Genomic DNA, 21,915 nt, shown 5'->3' with positions numbered 1-21,915 from the left:
GAACAGGCCCGAAAGCCTGTTCTTGAGAATGCAAGGCGGGGAGATACCCCACAAAAACATTTAACTTTTGTGGAACAGGCATCCTGCCTGTTTTTGAGAGTGGTGCCTGATGTCATAAAGACGAATTTTCTTAAGATTTGCGATCGAGATTCTGAACTATAATTAAAAGTAGAGGCATTTAAACAAATCCCGGCACTTGCAAGTTAGCAAGGCCTGAAAACGTGGCTGGCAATTTTCTATTTTGTAATACATCGATACAACTCCCCAGCTAGCTTGAAAACTAGCAGGGGTTTTTGTGTTTTTCACACAGGAGATGAAACAATGGCTATTGCTACTATTAACCCAGCAACGGGAGAAACGCTGAAAACTTTCGAGCCGATAACGGATGAGGCAATAGAAGCTAAGCTGGAATTAGCACAGCAAGCTTTTAACAAATACCGCTACCTGCCGTTTGAGCAGCGAGCTCTGTGGATGCAGAAAGCTGCAGACATCTTGGAGCGCGATCGCGAAATTTACGCTGAAATGATGACCCTGGAAATGGGCAAAACGCTCAAATCTGCGATCGGCGAAGTGGAAAAATGCGCCTTAGTTTGTCGCTATTACGCCAAAAATGCGGCTCAATTTATGGCAGACGTACCGGCAACCACTGACGCTAGCAGCAGCTTTGTTCGCTACCAACCGCTGGGCGCTATTTTAGCCGTCATGCCGTGGAATTTCCCATTTTGGCAAGTTTTTCGGTTTGCGGCGCCGGCGCTGATGGCGGGCAATGTCGGCTTGCTCAAACACGCTTCCAACGTGCCGCAGTGCGCTTTGAAAATAGAGGAAATTTTCACGGAAGCGGGCTTTCCCGAAGGCGTTTTTCAAACTTTGTTAGTGGGCGCCGACAAAGTAGCTGATATCGTTGCGGACGATCGTATCAAAGCAGCAACCCTCACCGGCAGCGAACCAGCAGGTGCTAGTTTAGCAGCAAATGCGGGCAAAAACTTGAAAAAAGTTGTACTGGAATTAGGAGGAAGCGACCCCTTTATAGTGATGTCCAGTGCTGATTTGGTAGCAGCTTTATCAACTGCTGTGACATCGCGAATGCTCAATAACGGTCAATCTTGCATCGCCGCCAAACGCTTTATTTTAGCAGAAGATATCGCCGACGAATTCATCAAAGGATTTGTGGAAAAAATCGAGCAATTAAAAGTAGGCGATCCGATGTTGCCCGAAACCGATATCGGCCCTTTAGCTACTCCCGCAATCCTCAAAGACTTGGACAATCAAGTGCAAACTTGCATCCAATCGGGAGCAAAACTTCTGACAGGCGGCCGCCCTTTGTCAGAGAATGGTGGCAATTTCTACTTGCCAACTATTCTGGCAGAGATTCCCCCGGATGCTGCTGCGCGTCAAGAAGAGTTTTTTGGCCCGGTAGCTTTAGTATTCCGGGTTGCAGGCATCGATGAGGCGATCGAACTCGCAAACAGCACATCTTTTGGCTTGGGTGCGACGGCTTGGACTACAGTAAACTCAGAGAGCGATCGGTTTATTTCCGAACTAGAAGCAGGCGCCGTATTCATCAACGGCTTAGTAAAATCAGACCCCAGATTGCCCTTTGGCGGCATCAAACGCTCTGGTTACGGACGCGAATTGAGCATCCAAGGAATGCACGAATTTGTCAACATTAAAACAGTGTGGGTAAAATAAGTAAAACTCGATACACTGCTCGTAAAAATATCAATTAATCTGCGTTAATTTGCGGTTAAAAAAATTAATCGAGTATTTTTACGAGAATTTGACCCAGAGAAAAAATCCACACTTACAGAGGCAAAAAACGGAAATGAACACTGCTGAACTACTCGTAAAATGTTTAGAAAACGAAGGAGTGGAATACGTCTTCGGACTTCCAGGCGAAGAAAATTTAGAAGTTCTAGAAGCCCTGAGAAACTCTTCAATTAAATTTATTACTACTCGTCACGAACAAGGCGCAGCCTTCATGGCAGACGTTTACGGCCGCCTCACTGGCAAAGCAGGCGTTTGTTTGTCCACCTTGGGGCCGGGCGCAACTAACTTAATGACAGGAGTTGCTGATGCTAACTTAGACGGCGCTCCTTTAATAGCAATTACCGGACAAGTGGGCACAGACAGAATGCACATTGAATCGCACCAATATTTAGATTTGGTCGCCATGTTTGCACCTGTTACTAAGTGGAATGCTCAAATTGTTCGACCCAGCACAACGGCAGAAATTGTCCGTAAAGCCTTTAAAGTAGCTCAAAGTGAAAAGCCGGGAGCAGTTCATATTGACTTGCCAGAAAACATCGCAGCAATGACTGTTGAAGGACATCCGCTAACCAAAGACAACCGCGAAAAAACTTTTGGGGCTTACCAAAGCCTGAATAAAGCGGCTGTGGCAATTTCCAAGGCAAAAAGTCCTCTGATGTTAGTAGGAAATGGCACTATCCGCGCTAATGCTAGCGAGGCTTTGACACAATTTGCTACTCGATTGAATATTCCTGTAGCTAATACTTTTATGGGCAAGGGCGTAATTCCTTACACTCATCCTTTGGCACTTTGGACGACGGGATTGCAAAAACGGGATTACATTAGCTGTGCCTTTGAAGAAACGGATTTAGTGATTGCTGTTGGCTACGATTTGATTGAATATTCCCCGAAAAAGTGGAATCCAGAGGGGAAAATCCCGATTATTCATATTGGAGCTCTGCCAGCAGAAATTGACAGCAGTTATATTCCTATGGTAGAAGTTGTAGGGGATATTTCTGATTCCCTCAATGAAATTTTGCAGCGTGCGGATCGCATGGAGAAAGTAGACCCTTTTGCTAAGCAATTGCGGGCGGATATTCGCGCGGGGTACGAACAATATGCAGCCGACGACGGTTTCCCGATCAAGCCGCAAAAACTTATTTACGATTTGCGGCAAGTCATGGGCCCGGAAGATATTGTTATATCTGATGTCGGAGCTCACAAAATGTGGATGGCGCGGCACTATCATTGCGATCGCCCGAATACCTGTATAATTTCTAACGGATTTGCGGCGATGGGCATTGCGATTCCGGGCGCGGTGGCGGCAAAACTCGTTTATCCCGATCGCAAAGTAGTAGCAGTCACCGGAGACGGTGGCTTTATGATGAATTGCCAAGAGTTAGAAACTGCTTTGCGAGTCGGTACTAATTTTGTGACGCTGATATTTAATGACGGCGGTTACGGGTTAATTGAATGGAAGCAGCAAGATTATTTTGGTCATTCAGATTTCGTCAAATTTGGCAATCCCGATTTTGTGAAATTTGCCGAAAGTATGGGTTTAAAAGGCTATCGAGTGGAAGCTGCAACGGATTTAATTCCGATTCTGAAAGAAGCCCTTGCTCAAGATGTCCCTTGCGTGATTGACTGTCCGGTAGACTACCGGGAAAATGCGCGTTTCAGTCAATTATCTGGGGATATGAGTTGCAATTTGTAAGTTAGCAAATGGTTAATATCATGTCCGGCTAAATCAGCAGAAATCCAGTAGGGGCGGGCCAGAGTTCCCGCCCCACAACAACATTACTGTTTGCTACAATTATTTAAGTCAGCTTTAAGGACTGCCATGACTCAAGCTAACTCAATAACAAATGAATATCAAATAACTGTAAGTTCTCCGGTATGGCAAAGAATTGAGCAAATTGCCGGAGAATTTAACTTATCAGTTTATGAACTATTGGAACAGATAGGCGAAGGCAAACTGAAAGTTGTTGCGGTTCCAACTAATTCAGAAAAACTGAGCTATCGAGATATTGCAAATGCTTTCCTTTGGTTAGCCGCGCAAACTCATGTAGCAATCAACGTCTACAAGCTACAAAAACTCATGTATTACGCTCAAGCTTGGTATTTAGGAGTTTACGGCAAGCCACTATTTGATGCAGATTTTCAAGCCTGGATTCACGGGCCAGTTATTCCTGATTTATTAGAGAAGTATCAATCCCAATTTAATTGGGAACCAATTACAGAGAAAATCGAACAACCAAAACTTCCCCAAAAAGTTGGCCAATTTCTCGAAGAAGTTGCGGAGGCATATTTTGAGTATGATGATGAAACTTTGGAACGAATGATTTGCAGTGAAATGCCTTGGCTAGAAGCGAGAGGGGATTTGCAGAGAGATGAATCTTGTCATGTGATTATTTCTCAACAATCGATGAAAAAATATTATTCGGGCCGTGTCTTCTCTAAATAATATAAGTGAGGGGCGATCGCGCTTTTTGACAATTTGGGGTGTAAGGGCGATCGCACTTTTTCAGCTTCAAGTATTCGGATTAGCTGTAGCCTTAGTGATGTACTGGATAATCACATCAAAATCCTTACGGATGTTTGCCAGTTGTTTTACCCAAGTATTAGAAGCAGAAATCGCTTCCTCTTCCTTCAGACGAGCGGCTGCAATTTGCTTCTCAATCTCTCCGTAAACTTGTTGCTCAAATTCTCGCAACTGCCCTTCAAGTTGATTTTCGAGGTTTTGAGCTATCGCGATAAACTGACTTGTAATTTCGCTTCGAGCCTCAGCCATTTTCTGCTCTTGCTCCTGTTCTTGTTTGGCTTTATAAAATTCCGCTCCGATTGAAACTAATGTTAGAAGAGGGCCGACAAACATAGCGACATTAGCTATGTCTTTAGCAATGTTGACTGCTTGCCAAGGTCGAAAGTTAAAGCCGATAAATTCTCCGACACCCAAAACAGTTTTATGGAGATTGCTTCCTACCACATCCATAGAGCGTAAAAAACCCCCTCCAGCAGTAGGTAAAAACCCTCTTGTCCCTAAGTCAGTAAGTTGACTTACATCAAGTCCTACTTTTTCTCCAACTTGGAAAAGCATTTCAACTTGCTCTATCAGTCGATTCCTATCTTCATTTTGTATAGATACTTTTTGGTTGACCTGCAAACGGGCTACAAACGCCTGGACTAACTTACTTTGCAGTATATCTTTAACTTCATCTTGTATTGACTCAACGGCTGTATTCACAGCTTGTTCCATTTCGCGCCCTGCTCTCTCATAGTGTTGTTGTACCTTGATTTCAGCCTGTTTATTAAGCATCTCAAAGTTATCTTTGCCACCAACTGCTGAGGCTAGGATTCTTCCTTCATTAACAACTGCTGATGACAATAGTAGTGCTATGCTATGAATCTTGGTACGGAGACGATCGCGCTCTTTACGCACTGTGCGAGATAACCGTGTCAGCACTTCAAAAAAAGCAGAATCTTCGGTAGAGTTGCGAGTAAAGCTCAACTGAGCCTCATCAACACAGCTTAGAGCAATTCGGACAGGTGTATCAAAACGAGCAAGGGAGCCACGACGCTCTACAAACTGATTGAGAGCATCAATAAAAGTTGGAAAGCGGCTGATTTCCGTCAGAAAATCATCTTTATCATCAATGCCTTCACAGTAGTCTTTGGCATCGATAAAACAGATCGGAAATTCATCAAGACTGTAAGGCTTCAGTGCATCAGCAAGACTTTTGCGGTAGTTGGCAATTTTTTGCTCTTCTTCTCCTGCTTCATCAGACATTTTATTAATAACCAGCATCATTTTCCAGCGATAGCCTTTTTCATAGGCTAACTTCTTGAAATTCTCTGCTGTCAATGAGTCAAAGAGCATATAGGTGAGGCAAAAAACCAGCAAGTCTGATTTGTTAATGGCATCATAAGTAATCTCATCGTGATCTTGGCGATCTGTAAAAAGTCCAGGCGTATCAATTAGCTTGATGCCGTTCCAATCATAATTGGTAGTTTTATCAGTAGCAATATCAGCATCAATGCGGATATCGCGCCGTCCTGTCATGCCAGAAATGATGGTTGATTTACCTGCACTGTACTGCCCTACCAAAGCTACTCCGAGAATCCCCTGTTCTCGATACTCTTTTAATTCATCGCGCACTTTTTGGCGGATAGCTGTTAGTTCGGGTGTGTTTCCCTGAGCCAGTAAGTTGTCAAACTTTACTAGCGTCTTCTTGAAATAAGCACCAACATCGGCAGCTTTAAAGTTGGGGTTGTTCTGAGTCATGGTAATTTAGTCCTTTTTGGGAGATTTGAGATTGCTAAAGGAAATATCCTCTTGAAGGATGTGTTTGATATCCTCTAGTGATTTTAGTCGCTGAACTTTGGATTTTGTGACAATCTTCATGTTACGCCCGAAATCTCGCTCGACTTTGGCAATGGTTTCCTTGATACGCTCATCTGTGAGAGTTTCGTTTTCTTCAGTACACCAGTCAATGATTCGCATAGCATAAGCACGATTTAGATAATTTTCTCTACCCCATAACTCCTTTTTTGCTTCTTCAAGGTGAGTCGCGAGTTCATCTAGTCTTTTAATTAACTCCTCAAAGTAGGCATCAATATTCACGGCAACAGAATCACAAAACTTGCTGAAGTTAGCCTCAGCGTCTCTGAGGGTGGCTTGCTTATGCTTGCTCAATTGCTCATTTAGTAAAGTTGAAATGTTTTTAACAGCCTCGCCACGCTTTTGATCTTTTGATTTAAAGCGATCGGCAAGCCAATTGATCATCAAACCACTAACCATTACGATTGCAGTCGCAGCAAGCGCAGGTAAACCAAGAGGTGTTAAAGCTAGTCCTGCTAAAGGTATCAGAAGAATGCTACCTATTTTAAAAGCTAGTTTATTGAAAGTCTTTGAATCCTGCTCTACAAATTGAAAGTTCCCACCTTCTAGTTGAGCAATCAGTTTTAATTCATTTCCGACTTCTTCAATAACTTCCTGAACTTCTTGGTTAAATTTTTCGCCATTCTCTCGATATGCGGCTTTCAGGCGTTCCTCAAATCGGATAGACTTTAATTGTTGTTCCCATCCAGACTTCATTTGATTTTCTTTGGATTCCCAATAAGCCTCAGCAAAGGATGGAATAGCATTGATAGCCTCTTGAAAAATTGATACGATTTGTTGCTGTAAAGATTCACGGCTGTCCCTTCCAGCTCTATGGATTTGCTTTTCGATCGTCTGACGTTTATTTTTCAGGGTCTCTGTCAATTTTTCATAGACTAAAGCTTGTTGATTTACCCACTTATAAGGATTCTCAATTGCGCCTACGGTAGAACCTAGAAGAGTTTGAGAGCGCCGAATTGCGCCATGATTAACCAGAGATACACGAATTAAATCAAGAAAATCCTGCATCCGACTTGCCTTAAAAAGCTCCTGTTTCTTCTTTGCGTGTTCTGGTTCGCGGGAAAGCTGCGCCGCCAACAGCATCACAGGAACAATATTGAAATAGTCATTAGCATAATGCTCTTGAGCGTAGCGACGGATACGGTCAATGTGTCCGCCTAGACCACTTTGACCATCCATCACAAACATTTTATCGGGGTTCTTTAAGAAATGCTCGAACCGGCGAGAGTCGCGCAGGTTATTATGGACATTCAGTAGAATAATTAATGGCTTTGCTTTTTCTTTTAATAAGCGCAAGAAAGCAAACTCACTCTCTTGGATGTTGTCATTTGTGACCACATAACAAATCACATCTGACTCGTCGATAATACTTTTAGCAATTTCTTCATCACTTTTGCCACCGGGAGCGCCAATCCCAGGAGTATCAATGATGCGGATATTCTTCCACTCGTACACCCGATTAAACCGAGTTGTGCGCTGCTTGCCTACACCGATCGCATCCCATCCATCATCTGTAACTATGGCATGAAGAGTGCTTTTTCCCGCCTTAGTTCTGCCCATAAAAGTGATGCTGAAATGATTGAGAGCGCGTTCCTTGGCGCGAAGCGACTCGCGCACAATTTCCATTTCTTTGATAATTTCGGCACTTAGAGAGTTTCTAGTATCCTCAAGTTGCTTGGCGACTTCCTTAGCGGTGGTAGATTGACCTTTACCACCTGTTTTATGTTTGATGTCTTCGATAGCCAGTTGAATATTTTTGTCCAAATTGTTAAGTGCTGATAAAGTGTTTTTAAGTGCCAATTCTGCAAATTTGTAATCTTCATCCGCGATGACTGCACACTGACGAATCGCCTTATCATATTCTGGCCCAGTTAACAGGATTTCCCGTCGTACTTGCTCAACTTTTTGCTCACTCCCAGTGAGCTTTGCTACATTATCCACTAATGCGCGTGAAAGGAGAGAATCAGCCCCTTTAAGGAAACGCGCACCGATAGAGAGTTTCTCTTGCTGATTGTCTTCACCTATAAATCGAGTATCACTAAAGGCTCCAACTTCTGCCAACTGTCGCTGTACTTCTCCCGTTGGCCAGTTCCAAATCCGTGCTACTTGTTCCGCCATCTGGCGTTCTAATGCTGAACAGAAACCGTCAACATAGGCGATCGCCAACATTTGCGACATAGCCTCACTTTGCTCACCGGGCGACACTTTTCGAGCTAAATCCTCTACAGAAAGCTGGTTTTCCTCTTGAGCCAGAATTTTTTCCATCTCAGCTAGAGTGCGTTGAGAAGCGCTGATCTGCATTGCTAGTTCGCGTAGTGCTTTCGACTCTTCACTATGAATCTGCTGATCCGCACAGACCATTTGTGTGACTAATAGGAATGGGTAGTCTAGGTGTTCGGTGGTTTTTGAGATTAGGTCAGACATCTTAACTTACTCAATATTTGGATTGGTCACAGATTAAGGCAATAGACTGGCACTCGCGACAGATGTTAGAACCGAAAAAACGATTTTAAATGCTTCTTCCCATTTCATACATTTTGCGTCTCCTTTTTTATAAAACCTAAATAAATTATTTTTTAGCTTATTATTTGTTTATTTATCTGTTTGCGGTCTTAAGTATAAATTATTTCCTAAATACCAAAGCTTGTCAAGCTAGATCAAGTCATATTTAGTAAATTTTTCCATCCCAACTAGACCATAAAAAATCACATTTAGCTGGTTGCTACCGAAAAAGTCATAGATTCAAGACTTATTCGGCAACAGCGTTTCCGAGTTCCTATCCTGTGATACCCTGTTTTTAGGTGATTTAGAATCTCTGCTGCACCAGCAGTGCGATCGCCTAACCGCATCCGAACAACAGGCGATCGCCTGGCTAGCCAATACCCCCGAACCAGCCGACATCTTAAAAATACCAGAAAGCCTGCAACTATCACCGCCAGAACTCTTGAAAGTCATGCAATCTTTAGGACGACGGTCATTAGTGGAAACAGTACAACAAAACGGGCGATCGCACTTCACGATAGAACCAGTAATCAGAGAGTATATAACAAACAAAAAATGAAAATCGCCACCTGGAACGTCAACTCAATCCGCACCCGCCTAGAACAAGTTACTAGCTGGCTGCAAACAAACTCCCCAGACGTTCTTTGCCTCCAAGAAACCAAAGTTATAGACAAAGACTTCCCCCTAGAACCCTTCATCAACCTCGGCTACAAATGCTACATTTCCGGTCAAAAATCCTACAACGGCGTCGCTATCTTTAGCCGATCGCCCCTTTCGCAAATCAGCACCGGATTTGCCCCCATTCTCGGCGACGAAACCGCAGGTATTTTTGACGAACAACAACGCCTAATAGCCGGAGTTATAGACGACATTCGCATTATTTGCGTATACGTTCCCAACGGTTCCGAAGTCGGCAGCGAGAAATATGAGTACAAACTAAAGTGGCTCAAACTGCTGCAAGAATACCTCAAAATAGCACTAGACAAATCCCATAAATTGTGCATTTGCGGCGACTTCAACATCGTCCCGGACGATCGAGATATCCACAATCCCAAAGCCAATGCTAACTCCGTCGGGCTATCAGTAGCCGAGCGCCTCGCACTAACAGAAATCATAGGATTAGGATTAAACGACCCCTTTCGGAAATTCACCACAGAAGGAGGTCATTATAGCTGGTGGGACTACCGCGCCGCCGCATTTCCCCGCAACAACGGCTGGAGAATCGACCACCATTATCTCAGCCCTCCCCTGTACGAACAAGCAAAAAACTGTACAATAGACATTGCTCCCAGAAAATTAATCAAACCCAGCGACCACGCCCCCGTAATTGTCGAAATTTGATTTATGAGTTATAAATAAAACTAAGGCAAAAGAAACCCGGTTTCTACCATAAATCTTAGGTTTAGCAACGATAAATTTAAGAAACCAGGTTTCTCGATCCTATGCGTAAGTCCCGATCCAGTTAATAACAACCAACAACTAAAAATCATGTTCTTAGTAACCGGAGCCACAGGCGCACTAGGCCGCCGAATTGTACGAGAAATCCGACAGCAAGACAAGCCTGTCCGCGCATTCGTTCGCCTCGCATCTCGCTACTCAGAACTAGAAAACCGAGGCGCCGAGATTTTTATCGGCGACTTAAAACAAGACAAAGATATTAAAAAAGCCTGCCAAGGAGTGCAATACATTATCAGCAGCCACGGCACCGGCGGCGACGTTCAAGCAGTACACTACCGCGCTAACATAGAACTAATCGACTGCGCCAAAGAAGCCGGAGTGCAGCACTTTGTCTTTGTTTCGGTACTGGGAGTCGATCGGGGATACGAAGATTCCGCAGTATTCAAAGCCAAGCGAGAAGTAGAAAAATACCTGCAAAACAGCGGCTTGAATTATACAATCTTGCGGCCTGCAGGTTTTGCTTCCAGCTTGTTACCGCTAGCAGAAAGATTTCGAGAAACCGGACTTTACCTGCTAATTGGCGATGGCAAAAATCGCACATCTGTTGTCAGTACCGACGACTTGGCAAAGATTGCAGCAGACTCGCCAACAGTCGAAGGTTCCCGCAACCAAATTCTGCGAGTCGGTGGCCCGGATGTGCTGACAAGAGACGACATTCCCCGCATTTTTGCACGCTTATTTAAGCGCGAACCGATAGTAATCAACCCGCCGCTGATGGTGTTTGACGGTTTGAGAAATGCCTTGGGTTTATTGAATCCTCAAGCTCAAAAAGACTTAGGAACTTTGCGGGTATTGCTGGGTAACGAGTATTTCTGCACTCCCGAAGAAGTGCAAAACTTGGAATCAATCTACGGCCTGAAAATGGAATCCTTAGAAAGCTTTCTGCGGCGCAATTTGAGCGTTTAAAAGACTCGTTCTTCTCGTTACCAATTACAGCACTGGTGCCTTTGTTTGTAAGGTACATAGGCCTTGTAGGGACACGGCAATGCCGTGTCCCTACGGGGATCTATCGATATGTGTACTTCATAAACTTGCAATCTGCTGTAAATCAACTTGTAGGGTGCCCCGGACATTGATTATTTCTATTTCACCAGGTTTTTCTCCTCCGGGGCACCTTACAGATGTGTTGCGAACTTTTTAAGCAGAAATAGGTACGGGTTGAGCACCAATATAGCTCGTAACTGCGATCGGGGGAGAACTCGGTTTAGCAATCAAATAACCTTGAACCAAAGTTGCTCCCCGTTCTCGCACCCACTCAAACTCCTCCATAGTTTCTACACCTTCAGCAACAGTTTTTATTTCTAATTGAGCGGCAATTTCTAACATCTTTTCCGTAATGAGTGCCTTATAAGAATCTTGATGGACGTTGCGAATCAATTGCATATCCAATTTAATAAAATCTGGACGCAGCTGGTGCATCAAATTTAAATTAGAAGAACCGCTGCCAAAATCGTCCAGGGCAATTAAAAATCCCGCCTCTCGGTAAAACCTCAAAATATTTATCAAGTGATCGATATCAGGGGGGTGCTGAGATTCGGCTACTTCAAAAACAATATTGCTGTGAGGAATTCCCGCTTCATCAATAGCTTGTACTGTTCTTCGCAGGCACGTAGCGGGATCGTAAACTGAAGTTGGAGAAAAATTAATAAAAAGTAGTTCTTTGAGATTGTAAACATGGGCTTCGCGGATAGCGCGAGTCCGGGCTAAAACATCTAGTTGAAAAATTAGGCCTGCTGATTCTGCTTGGGAAAAAATCCGACCCGGATAAATTAAGTTTCCTTGCTCGTCAATTCCTCGGAGCAGGGCTTCATAGGCAAAAATTTTAGAAGTATCTGAGGTATAAACAATGGGCTGAAAATGTGTAGTAATGCGTTCTTCGGACAATAAATCTAACAACCAATCCGAGTTACTCAAATTAATAAAAGAGTCTAAGGAAGTGCTGCGATAAAAATCGCTAAGTTTGGGCTGTTCAACTTCGCTCATCCACAAAACTTTTGTCTCTTTCAACTCTTGAGTTGTCAGCACCGATGATGCTAGGGCGCTAAAATTTTCTCTCGCTATTCCCTCAAGGATAACGTACAAACACTTGCTCTCTTCTAAAAGCTGGAATTCAAGTTTAGCCTTCGCCAGCGCAGAAATAACCTTGGTCAGCGTGTGCGATACTGGAAACCACAGGTATAGACATCCGCTGCCCTCTATTTTTGCGGGTACTGTTTCGCAGCGAGAGCAGGAGCCGAAGGCTTTGCCACTTATTTGCATTGGAATATCCTCCGGTTTTTGGGTTAATTTTAGACACGCTAACAATTAACTTTTATTATAAGCTCATTCACCTCTTAATTCATCTATCTCTAGATGTAAATCGTGATGAACTTGTATTTAAGAATTATTGCAGTATTTATACTTGCCTCCGGTTTCAAACCTTAGTCAAAGTTCTCAGCATTGAGCAAGTACGTGTGATTAAACACAGTCCCAAATCATCACAGAGGGAGAAGGCAAAGACTTGTTCGCTACTCTCTACTGCTGCTGCTGTGATTCTTTACGCCTTCTTCTCTAATTCCCTCTGCCAAAACAGTCGCTACAGTTATTTTTTTAGCAAAGGCACATTAACACACCCGTGAAGCGCAGCTATCCCGTAGGGAATCGCCCGATCCATTCATTTATCCCAACCACAAATATACACAGCCGGACGATCGCCCAAAATAAACTCAGTTGCTGCGGAATATCCAATTTAATTTTATAATCGGGATGACAGGATTTGAACCTGCGACCCCCTCGTCCCGAACGAGGTGCGCTACCAAGCTGCGCTACATCCCGAATTTAGTCACTATTTTTTAAATATATCACATTCAAGTCAAAATTGAGCAAGCTCGTATATAATTATTTTTAAAATACTACTCAGGCGGAGACAGACGTGACAGTTAAGCCCCAGTGGTTGCGAGTTAAAGCCCCCCAGTGGGAGCGCGTCGGCAACGTCAAAGAAATTTTGCGGGATTTGTCCCTGAATACGGTTTGCGAGGAGGCGTCGTGTCCGAACATCGGCGAATGCTTCAACGCAGGTACGGCCACATTTTTGATTATGGGCCCGGCTTGTACCCGCGCCTGTCCTTACTGCGACATCGATTTTGAGAAAAAGCCCCAACCTTTAGATCCCACGGAACCCCAAAGATTGGCGCAAGCGGTGCAGCGGCTCAAACTCAACCACGTCGTGATTACCTCTGTTAACCGGGACGATTTGCCGGATGGGGGCGCGTCTCAGTTTGTCGAGTGCATTCAAGCAGTGCGATCGGCGATGCCCGATACAACTATAGAAGTTTTGATTCCCGACTTGTGCGGCAACTGGCAAGCTTTAGAAATCATTCTCGCAGCCCGGCCAGAGGTACTCAACCACAATACCGAAACCGTAAAGCGACTTTACCGCAAGGTGCGGCCGCAAGGAAAGTACGATCGCACCTTGGAACTATTGCAGCGAAGCCGCCAACTCGCACCTGGGGTTTACACCAAATCCGGCATCATGGTGGGACTCGGAGAAACAGACGCCGAAATTCGGGAGGCGATGCAGGACTTACGGGCTGTCGGCTGCGATATTCTAACAGTTGGACAGTACCTGCAACCGACTCAAAAGCACTTGAACGTCGAAAACTTTGTGCCTCCGGAACAGTTTGATGCTTGGAGAAAGTTTGGCGAATCTTTGGGATTCTTGCAAGTTGTCGCTTCTCCCTTAACTCGCAGTTCCTATCACGCCGAACAGGTGAGGGAACTGATGAAACTTTACCCACGCTAGCAACTTTAATTTGAGTTGACTCGCGCCCGATCGTACCATTCTCACTAAAACCAGATCAACCGGTTAACAGCGAGGAAAAACTTGCGCTTGATATGCAGGCCTTGGACAAAAAACCCGGTTTCAGATGCTGGTGTTCGGGGCGTGATGTTAAGTCCGAAGCAACAGCCAATAGCAAAACAATTATCGGTCGATCGTCGCCTTCAAGTCGCGACTTACCCAAAAGAGATCCAGAAACCGGGTTTCTTCCTCAAACTTCTAGGTTTTAATCCAGAAATTTGAGGAAGAAACCCGGTTTTTGCGTCAGCCAATAACTGGGTACTGCGGACTCTAGCAACTCTCAAGCCCATATTCTGTAAGGGATTAAACTTCTGCACTCACTGAAGCGTATTTAATCAAGAGCGGTGAGTTATATAAAGTTTTATTAAAAAAATGGCTAATTTTCCGAAGTGATCGGGAACCAGCTTATCGGTGATGAAGATTAACTTAACTTCTGACTAACGTCACTTGTTTTTAGCCAGTCACTATCTATACTAGCTACATAAACAAAGAAGTACAACACACTTTTCGGGCCTTCAACCTGTTACATCAGAAAGTTCTTAGCGTTTTCCAGAATCTTGGTAAAACAAGTGGGGCAGCAAAAGTTCGATCTCTCCAACAGCAGAAAAGTCAGGAAAGTTAGTAAAGAAACACAAAGCGGTGATGCTTCGTCTTAACCAAATGGGCATCTTAATTATAAATAACCGCTAAGCGTAGCATCTTTTCACCCGGAGCAACTGAGAAAATCACTATGCCAGCCACCTCTTTTTACGCTGAAGCTGAATTCGACGAACAAGTGCGAGTCAATCCCTTGCAAGGTGATGTGTTGGATGAAGATGCTGAAGAAGCTGGAGACGAACTGCTCGACCAAGACCCAGCAGAGACAGAAGATGCAGACCCAGCAGCAAAATTGCAAAAAAATGCCAGCCGCCGCACTACAGATTTAGTGCGCCTGTACCTCCAAGAAATAGGTCGGGTTCGTCTCTTGGGTAGAGACGAAGAAGTCTCGGAAGCTCAAAAAGTTCAGCGCTATATCAAATTGCTGGAATTACGCAACACCGTCGCCTCCCAGGAAGAAGGGCTAATTGGGCGCTTCGTGCATTTAATTGAAGTGCGCGATCGCTTGTCCGCACAGTTGGGACATAAACCTTCCTTGGAACGCTGGGCCTTAACCGCCGGCGTCTCTGACGTGCCAGAACTCAAGCGAATTATGGCCGAAGGCAAGCGCCATTGGGCCGAGTTAGCAGAGATGACGGTGGAGACGATCGAAAGAATTCAAGCTGAAGGCGTCGAAGCTAAAGACCACATGATTAAGGCGAACCTGCGCCTGGTGGTTTCGGTGGCGAAAAAATATCAAAATCGCGGTTTAGAATTGCTCGATTTAATACAAGAAGGTACTCTGGGACTGGAGCGAGCTGTAGAAAAGTTTGACCCGACGCGGGGCTATCGGTTTAGCACCTATGCCTACTGGTGGATTCGGCAGGGAATTACGCGGGCGATCGCCACTCAAAGCCGCACCATTCGCCTCCCTGTCCACATCACCGAAAAACTTAACAAAATCAAAAAAGCCCAGCGCAAAATTTCTCAAGAAAAAGGTCGGACAGCTACGATCGAAGACATCGGCGTCGAGCTGGACATGACTGCGGCTCAAGTCCGAGAAGTTTTGCTGCGAGTCCCGCGATCTGTTTCTCTGGAAACTAAAGTGGGCAACGAAAAAGATACAGAGTTGGGCGACTTGCTCGAAACCGACAGCATCTCCCCAGAAGAAATGCTGATGCGAGAAGCTCTGCACCGCGACTTGCAGCAACTGCTGGCAGATTTGACCAGCCGCGAGCGAGATGTAATTCTGATGCGCTTTGGTTTGGGTGACGGACACCCCTATTCGCTAGCCGAAATTGGCCGCGCGCTCGACTTGTCCCGCGAGCGAGTCCGCCAAATAGAAGCCAAAGCTTTGCAAAAACTCCGCCAACCTAAGCGTCGCAACCGCGTGCGCGACTATTTGGAGTCTCTGACTTAAATTTGGCAGGTCCGTCAGCGCGATTAATCAGGGAGCAAGGCATTTGGCACTTGTGCAGAAGGCATGAGGCATTCGGCAGAAGTAACAATATTTACTTCTCAACAACTTCTCTGTCCTCTGCAGCAAGTCAATCGATTTTAGATTTTAGATTTTAGATTAAAGAATTGAAGTATTGACCCCACGGATAAATTCGGGGGCTTGTATCGTGGAGGCTTTCAGTCATCAAGCTTGTTAAAAGTCAAAAAATATCAAAAACCAAATTTTTTCCTCAATCTTTTTTCAATAAGCTGCGATATTTACAAAATATTTCGATCGTTGTGTATTATTGTCAATAGGCAGACTTTCTTGAGAGGGTCACAATGGCACTTTATACCGCGTCCTCATTCAAATCCGAACTCAATGACAAAGGGTGGCGGATGACTCCCCAACGGGAAACCATCTTGCACGTGTTTCAGAACCTCCCCAAAGGCAATCACCTGAGTGCGGAGGATTTGTACACTTTGTTAAAAAATCGCGGCGAAAACATTAGCTTGTCCACCATTTACCGAACTTTAAAGTTAATGGCAAGGATGAGCCTCCTCCGCGAACTCGAACTAGCAGAAGGTCACAAACACTATGAGATAAACCAGCCTTACCCGCATCACCACCACCACCTAGTCTGCGTTCAGTGCAACAGAACGATCGAATTTAACAACGATTCGATTTTGAAAATTGGCATGAAGCAATCTGAAAAGTCTGGGTTGCACCTGCTAGACTGCCAGCTAACCATTCATACGGTGTGCCACGAAGCTTTGCGGATGGGATGGCCGTCTTTGGTTTCGAGCAATTGGTCTTGTCCGAGGTCGATCGCCGAAAACGGCCACAACAGCCTGGATTCAATCGAGTGACAATACACTATTTTCGCATTTCAAGTACAGCTTGTTACAACTTTTAACAAAAATGGGTAGCCCAAGTGCGATCGCAGTTACGCAGAAACCGGGTTTCTTAAGAAAAATACATCATTTCAGGAATGAGTCGGAAACCAGAAACCCGATTTCTTTGATGTAGCGTCCGCAAGCCAGGGGCTAAAAAGTTTGGCTCAACAAATCGTCGCTGCTGACCCCGTAACTGCGCTGAGCTCGATCGAGCGCATCTTTCGTCGAAGCATCAAAAACTCCGCTGATCGAGCCTGTGTAAAAGCCGAGGTCTTGCAGCCGCCTTTGTAATTGCTGAATGCTCGATCGAGAGTTGAAACTGCTGCTAATTGGAACAGCAGGAACAGCTACCCGGCCAGCTAATCCGTTTTGGATCGCAGCCAAAGTCGCCGGAGTGGCAATACCCGTCGCCGGTGATAAATTACGTTCCTGCTGAAACGACAGCACCGCAAACTCGGTCTCGGCTCCAAATACTCCGTTCACCGGGCCGGGGTTTTTGCCCAGACTTCTGAGCGAAGACTGAAGCTGTCGGACAGCAGGCCCAGTATCGCCCCGTCGCAGACCAGTGGCAATTTGCGGCACAGGCGCTGCGACCTGCCTGTTGCCTTGCCGCAAAGCCGATCGAGTGCTGCGATCGACCCTTCCAGTCCCGAACATCCCGCTATCTTTCTGAAACCGGATCAAAGCTATCTGAGTTGGTCGATCGAACCAACCGTGAATCTGGCTCCTGTAATAACCCAATTGTTGCAGCCGCCGCTGCACAAATTCTACTTCTGGGCCTCTGTCGCCCAACTCCAGAAAATCTCCGGCATTACTCTGCTGGTCATTTTCCCCAGGATATAAGGTAATTTGAGCTGCCCTCATCTGGGCATCGATAGCAGTCAAAGTAGCAGTGTCAGCGCAGCCGTCAGAAACCAGATTATAATCTTGCTGAAAACGAGTCACAGCGTAGAGAGTGCGTTCGCGAAACTTGCCGTCAACGCCGCCTTCAAAATAGCCCAAAGCTTTTAACTGCCGCTGGATCAAGTCTACCGTCGCCCCTCTGTCCCCGAACCGCAGCCCCTTGCAACCGCCATTTCCCGAAATATTCCCTGGAAGCGTAATGGGGGGAACCTGCCCGGTGGAACCAAACAGCAAAGCTAAAGTTTGCCTATCAGCAACTCCAGTCACCCGCAGCCGATTAATTCGCTGGAAGTATCTAACCGCATTGAGAGTAACTTCGCGAAAACTCCCTGTGGGATGGGCGCTGAAGTAGCCTAGCTGCTTCAACCGGCGCTGGAGAGAAGAAACATCTGCACCCGCGTCTCCAAAACGGAGATCCCGATAATTTGTATAAATAGTTTTAAAAGGTTGATCGTCATCCCCGGCAAAACTGTTGAGTGCTATCACAGTAGCTTGATCGGGTCTACCAGTCAGCGACAGTTGATAGTCTCGCTGAAAGTTAGTCAGAGCTTGTTGAGTAACCGGGCCGAGTTGACCAGTCGAAGATCTGGGAAAATAGCCGATATCCCGCAACCTGTCTTGAACCGCTCGCACATTCGGATAAACCGGATCTATTTGAGCAAAAGCCGCACCGGCTGCACTCAAAACCGACAGCATCAAAGCCAGAGACAGCAAACGGACGTAAGTCTGACTCGATAGGTTTTGCCACTTGGGCTCATCAAAAATTTTCGGCTCTGCGGGTGCTTCGCAAACAAGAGCAAGTTCGAGGTAGGCGAGGGATTCCATAACTTTTTACTGTGAATGTGAAATTGTGGGTGGGGTTTACGAGCAAACTCAAGCTGAGGTTTTGGCTGCTGTGGATCTATCAAGGCTAAGTTTTACCTGTTTGCACGAAGCACCCGTATTTGAAAATTTTTTACCTTCAAAAATAATTACAGGTAAAAACCAACATAGCATCGCTGTTTATAGAGACGCGAGTGTCACGAAAAAAGTTGGCAGGCCTAGTCTTAGCCTTTAACGCCAAAAGACAATAAGTTCTGGGGTAGTGCTGGCTAATATTTTATCTGGCTGCCGCTGAATTTACCACAAGACTTGCGCGCAGGCTGTCATCACCTTAATTGGTTTTCGTAAAAAACGCTGAAAGCGCAGGTTTTTTGTTAAGAACCCGTTTTTTGATGTGGCGAGTGTGTCTAGGAAAGTACCGCTGATTGACCGAAAAACGAGCCAATAAAAATTCCCACCCTTGCTAGTTGCAAATAGGGCGGGGATTTTTTGATAAGTTGACTTTGTATTTAAAAATCGACGATGGCTTAAATTAAGCCGAACCGATCGCAAATTACAGCTACTCCCGCTGCAAAAACAGTAATTGCGATGGCTACCAGCGGATTTTGCCCTCTGCTCACCGCAAAAGAGGTAACGACCCCAGCTCCCAAAGCCGCAGTAACAGCAGCAGTCGCCAAATCTCGATCGGGACGTTTGTCGTACATATTTTTTATGGTTGGTAGCTGAAGAGCTGAAAACTTACATCTTGTAATCCAAGCTACCACTCTTGCCTCTGTGGCGGTGACAACAGCCGGGCTTTTGCAACTAACCTTAAAATTTTGCTAATTTTCTTAACATACTCTCCTGAATAACATAACTTAGGATTATGTATTTTCAAGTTGGTCTTTTGGGTTTTAGCTCTTGAAACCTTTTGTCTGCTGGGCTTTTCTGTCAAATTCAGGGTTTTGCAGGGGCGATCGCACCCACAGTCTGTGCGCCTCAAACTGCAATCCCCAATATCGTAAATAAATTTAACTTGACTTTTTGTGATAAATGTGAATCTAGCTAGGGGAAACAATAGACAGGAAAAACCCCGGCGTTGGTGAACAATTTTCACACTGCGATTGCTTCGCTGTCCTCACAATGAGAGGAGTATATTTTTTGTCTAAGTCCTATTCGCCCTCAACTTTTTCAGTATTGCCGCCTTTTACCCAACCTTCGCGATTGTCATCCTCAATCCGAATTCGCTGCCACTCTTTATCCGGCGACTCTTCCAAAACCACGACTTTTTCCTTGTAACCAACACCACCAATGCGGTTCGAGTCTCGGCTACCAGTATCCCGGAGAATTAAGCCGATCGGCTGAGTCACCAGAGCTCGGTAAGCTCCCGGTTCCAGCGGTTTGGGAGACGGGGCATCGCTAGATGTAGAAACAGGGCTAGCCTGGGCTGTTGACTGCGGCGCAGCGCCCGCAACCTGAACTGCTGTTTTGTCGTTGGGAAAAACAGGTTTTTCGGGCACAGTAGTTAGCTTAGCGGCAAAGTAAAGTGCAGCAGCCACGCTAGCACCTGCCATCAGGACGATCGCGAGCAGAAAACCCACTAAAAATTTGAAAACGCTATATACACTGTTCATAAAGCCGCAAATGAAGGAAGAAGGAAGAAGGAAGAAGGAAGTTCGGCAACGGATTCGGTAACGGATGTAACGGATAAAAGTCAAGCGTGAAGTCGGAAGAAGGAAGCAGGAAACTGGGAAATTTCAGGCTTGGTAGGGTGACTCTGGGAGGAAAATTTTATCTTCTGTCGAATGTCTTCGAGCGACTAACCCTGAATCCGGCGGCTCAAACTGCCGTATCTAGAAGCAAGGCGAGCTTTCCCAGCAGCGGCCCAATCTTGGAGAAACTGGATTTGTTCTTGAGCCGTTCTGGCTAAGGGCACCATCTGACTAGCTGATTCTAAAATATCATCTGTGGTAAAGTCTCGATTTTGGCTAAACCCAATGTGCATTGCTTCAATCAAAGTTTGCTCGATTTCGGCCCCTGAAAAATCCGGAGTTTCGTAAGCCAAGCGCTCTACATCGTAATTTTTGATGCTGTGCGATCGCAACCGCAACAAATGTACCTCAAAAATCGCCCGCCGTTCCTCCTGGCTGGGCAAACCCACAAAAAATATTTCGTCAAACCTGCCTTTTCTCAGCATTTCTGGCGGCAAAGACTGGATGTTGTTGGCTGTTGCTACCACAAACACCGGCGAAGTTTTTTCGGCTAACCAAGTAATAAAAGTCCCGAACACCCGGCTAGTTGTCCCGGAATCCCCTTTACCGTCCAATCCCGCAAAAGCTTTGTCAATCTCATCAATCCACAGCACGCAAGGCGCCAAAGCTTCCGCTAGCTGAATCATTTGCCTGGTGCGCGATTCCGATTCTCCGACTAAGCCGGCAAACAAGCGCCCGACATCCAACCGCAGCAAAGGCAAATGCCAGTGGTGGGCGATCGCCTTTGCTGTTAAGGATTTTCCGGTTCCTTGAATTCCGACTAGCAACAAACCTCTGGGATGTGGCAAACCGTATTGGCGGGCTCGATCAGAAAAAGCACCGCCGCGCCGCAGCAGCCATTCTTTGAGATTGTCCAAACCGCCGATATCGGAGATATTTTCGCGGGCTGGGTAAAAATCCAGAATTTGAGTTTGGCGAATTGTTTGGCGCTTTTCTTCTAAAATCAGTTCCGCGTCGTCGGGATGGAGTTCGCCTCTGGTGGCGATCGCCTTTGCCAAAACTCGGCGAATTCGTTCGATCGACAATCCTTGACAGGAGCGCACCGTTTCATCCAGCAAACGCCCTTCAATGGCTTGTCCGGTCGCCCCTAACAGCCTTTCCACCTCAATTTTGATTTCCGCCGCCGCAGGCAGGGGGAATTCCAAAACTGTTATCACTTCGCTGAGGTCTTCGGGGATCGAAACTATGGGAGATACGATGACAATATTTTTGGGTACAGATTTGAGGAGTCTCGCCAAATTCCGCAGCTTGCGGGAAATCGAGACATCTTCCAAAAACCGCTGAAAGTCGCGCAGAATAAAAATTGCCGGCGCGGAGGCGGGCAATTTTTCTAAAAATTCCAAAGCTTGCAGCGGGTTGCGCTTGCCAAAACCTGTATCGTTGGGATTGCCTTGGTAGCCATCAACAAAATCCCAGATGTAGACGGCGCGAGAACCTTGTTTTTTGGCACTTTGGGCGATCGCCGCTTCTACGCGCTCTTCCTCCCGTGTGGGAATGTAAATTAGGGGGTAGCGCGATCGCAGCAGTAGTTCAAACTCGTCGCTAAAAATAGTCATTAGTTATTAGTCATTAGTCATTGGTTATTC

The 21,915-nt window shown here is 45.6% G+C and carries 14 protein-coding genes, 1 tRNA gene and 1 pseudogene; 8 read left to right on the top strand and 8 right to left on the bottom strand.

From position 1 onward, the window contains the following. Positions 1-321: 321 nt before the first annotated feature. The 3 genes from QUA40_RS00375 to QUA40_RS00365 all read left to right on the top strand — a co-directional run bounded on the left by QUA40_RS00375 (position 322) and on the right by QUA40_RS00365 (position 4,210). Positions 322-1,689, top strand: coding sequence for an NAD-dependent succinate-semialdehyde dehydrogenase (locus QUA40_RS00375; RefSeq protein WP_333120861.1), 1,368 nt, complete (start codon positions 322-324; stop codon positions 1,687-1,689). A gap of 133 nt (positions 1,690-1,822) precedes the next feature. Continuing rightward, on the top strand, positions 1,823-3,460 hold the full coding sequence (locus QUA40_RS00370; RefSeq protein WP_445301113.1) for an acetolactate synthase large subunit: 1,638 nt from the start codon (positions 1,823-1,825) through the stop codon (positions 3,458-3,460). 126 nt (positions 3,461-3,586) lie between these two features. Further along, entirely contained in the window at positions 3,587-4,210 is a 624-nt protein-coding gene (locus QUA40_RS00365) for a type II toxin-antitoxin system antitoxin SocA domain-containing protein (RefSeq protein ID WP_333120859.1), read from the top strand. A 66-nt stretch (positions 4,211-4,276) separates the two neighbouring features. Here QUA40_RS00365 and QUA40_RS00360 read toward each other — a convergent pair whose 3' ends face one another. Then, positions 4,277-6,028 carry a GTPase gene (locus QUA40_RS00360; protein WP_333120858.1) on the bottom strand — a complete coding sequence of 584 codons (1,752 nt, stop codon included), beginning with the start codon at positions 6,026-6,028 and terminating at the stop codon, positions 4,277-4,279. A 6-nt stretch (positions 6,029-6,034) separates the two neighbouring features. Beyond that, positions 6,035-8,569: a GTPase gene (locus tag QUA40_RS00355; RefSeq protein ID WP_333120857.1), complete on the bottom strand. Its 2,535-nt coding sequence runs from the start codon at positions 8,567-8,569 to the stop codon at positions 6,035-6,037. 633 nt (positions 8,570-9,202) lie between these two features. On the opposite strand from QUA40_RS00355, the gene xth reads away from it, so the two are divergent. After that, complete coding sequence (xth, locus tag QUA40_RS00350; RefSeq protein ID WP_333120993.1) at positions 9,203-9,988, top strand: exodeoxyribonuclease III; 786 nt, start codon at positions 9,203-9,205, stop codon at positions 9,986-9,988. 147 nt (positions 9,989-10,135) lie between these two features. Beyond that, positions 10,136-11,011 (top strand): SDR family oxidoreductase, encoded by an 876-nt coding sequence (locus tag QUA40_RS00345; RefSeq protein ID WP_333120855.1) that lies wholly within the window; start codon positions 10,136-10,138, stop codon positions 11,009-11,011. Positions 11,012-11,242: 231 nt separating this feature from the next. On the opposite strand, the gene QUA40_RS00340 is transcribed toward QUA40_RS00345, so the two are convergent. After that, on the bottom strand, positions 11,243-12,364 hold the full coding sequence (locus QUA40_RS00340) for an EAL domain-containing protein (protein WP_333120853.1): 1,122 nt from the start codon (positions 12,362-12,364) through the stop codon (positions 11,243-11,245). 481 nt (positions 12,365-12,845) lie between these two features. Next, a tRNA-Pro gene (locus QUA40_RS00335) sits at positions 12,846-12,919 on the bottom strand. Between the two features lie 91 nt (positions 12,920-13,010). Between QUA40_RS00335 and lipA the strand changes: the two are divergent. The 3 genes and pseudogenes from lipA to QUA40_RS00320 all read left to right on the top strand — a co-directional run. Then, positions 13,011-13,886 (top strand): annotated as a pseudogene (gene lipA, locus QUA40_RS00330) (lipoyl synthase); the annotation flags it as partial. A gap of 787 nt (positions 13,887-14,673) precedes the next feature. Continuing rightward, complete coding sequence (sigC, locus tag QUA40_RS00325; RefSeq protein WP_333120851.1) at positions 14,674-15,939, top strand: RNA polymerase sigma factor SigC; 1,266 nt, start codon at positions 14,674-14,676, stop codon at positions 15,937-15,939. Between the two features lie 359 nt (positions 15,940-16,298). Next, positions 16,299-16,826, top strand: a complete 528-nt coding sequence (locus tag QUA40_RS00320) for a transcriptional repressor (protein ID WP_333120850.1) — start codon at positions 16,299-16,301, stop codon at positions 16,824-16,826. 177 nt (positions 16,827-17,003) lie between these two features. Here QUA40_RS00320 and QUA40_RS00315 read toward each other — a convergent pair whose 3' ends face one another. From QUA40_RS00315 to QUA40_RS00300, 4 genes are all read right to left on the bottom strand, one after another. Further along, a complete protein-coding gene (locus QUA40_RS00315; protein WP_333120849.1) occupies positions 17,004-18,581 on the bottom strand; it encodes a peptidoglycan-binding protein in 1,578 nt (525 codons plus the stop codon). 524 nt (positions 18,582-19,105) lie between these two features. Continuing rightward, a complete protein-coding gene (locus QUA40_RS00310; RefSeq protein WP_006632312.1) occupies positions 19,106-19,282 on the bottom strand; it encodes a hypothetical protein in 177 nt (58 codons plus the stop codon). Between the two features lie 447 nt (positions 19,283-19,729). After that, positions 19,730-20,191 (bottom strand): SH3 domain-containing protein, encoded by a 462-nt coding sequence (locus tag QUA40_RS00305; RefSeq protein ID WP_333120847.1) that lies wholly within the window; start codon positions 20,189-20,191, stop codon positions 19,730-19,732. Between the two features lie 185 nt (positions 20,192-20,376). Then, positions 20,377-21,885: an AAA family ATPase gene (locus QUA40_RS00300; RefSeq protein WP_333120845.1), complete on the bottom strand. Its 1,509-nt coding sequence runs from the start codon at positions 21,883-21,885 to the stop codon at positions 20,377-20,379. Positions 21,886-21,915: the final 30 nt, after the last annotated feature.

The organism is Microcoleus sp. Pol11C3 (assembly GCF_036701485.1).
GTDB lineage: Bacteria > Cyanobacteriota > Cyanobacteriia > Cyanobacteriales > Microcoleaceae > Microcoleus.
The sequence above is the reverse complement of the archived record's forward strand: the minus strand, read 5'-3'. Positions and strand labels throughout refer to the sequence as shown.

What these genes read in the sequence shown, in the direction of transcription:
- QUA40_RS00375 (WP_333120861.1), top strand. Translation starts at nt 322, where the DNA reads ATGGCTATTGCTACTATTAACCCAGCAACGGGAGAAACGCTGAAAACT.
- QUA40_RS00370 (WP_445301113.1), top strand. Translation starts at nt 1,823, where the DNA reads ATGAACACTGCTGAACTACTCGTAAAATGTTTAGAAAACGAAGGAGTG.
- QUA40_RS00365 (WP_333120859.1), top strand. Translation starts at nt 3,587, where the DNA reads ATGACTCAAGCTAACTCAATAACAAATGAATATCAAATAACTGTAAGT.
- QUA40_RS00360 (WP_333120858.1), bottom strand. Translation starts at nt 6,028, where the DNA reads ATGACTCAGAACAACCCCAACTTTAAAGCTGCCGATGTTGGTGCTTAT.
- QUA40_RS00355 (WP_333120857.1), bottom strand. Translation starts at nt 8,569, where the DNA reads ATGTCTGACCTAATCTCAAAAACCACCGAACACCTAGACTACCCATTC.
- xth (WP_333120993.1), top strand. Translation starts at nt 9,203, where the DNA reads ATGAAAATCGCCACCTGGAACGTCAACTCAATCCGCACCCGCCTAGAA.
- QUA40_RS00345 (WP_333120855.1), top strand. Translation starts at nt 10,136, where the DNA reads ATGTTCTTAGTAACCGGAGCCACAGGCGCACTAGGCCGCCGAATTGTA.
- QUA40_RS00340 (WP_333120853.1), bottom strand. Translation starts at nt 12,364, where the DNA reads ATGCAAATAAGTGGCAAAGCCTTCGGCTCCTGCTCTCGCTGCGAAACA.
- sigC (WP_333120851.1), top strand. Translation starts at nt 14,674, where the DNA reads ATGCCAGCCACCTCTTTTTACGCTGAAGCTGAATTCGACGAACAAGTG.
- QUA40_RS00320 (WP_333120850.1), top strand. Translation starts at nt 16,299, where the DNA reads ATGGCACTTTATACCGCGTCCTCATTCAAATCCGAACTCAATGACAAA.
- QUA40_RS00315 (WP_333120849.1), bottom strand. Translation starts at nt 18,581, where the DNA reads ATGGAATCCCTCGCCTACCTCGAACTTGCTCTTGTTTGCGAAGCACCC.
- QUA40_RS00310 (WP_006632312.1), bottom strand. Translation starts at nt 19,282, where the DNA reads ATGTACGACAAACGTCCCGATCGAGATTTGGCGACTGCTGCTGTTACT.
- QUA40_RS00305 (WP_333120847.1), bottom strand. Translation starts at nt 20,191, where the DNA reads ATGAACAGTGTATATAGCGTTTTCAAATTTTTAGTGGGTTTTCTGCTC.
- QUA40_RS00300 (WP_333120845.1), bottom strand. Translation starts at nt 21,885, where the DNA reads ATGACTATTTTTAGCGACGAGTTTGAACTACTGCTGCGATCGCGCTAC.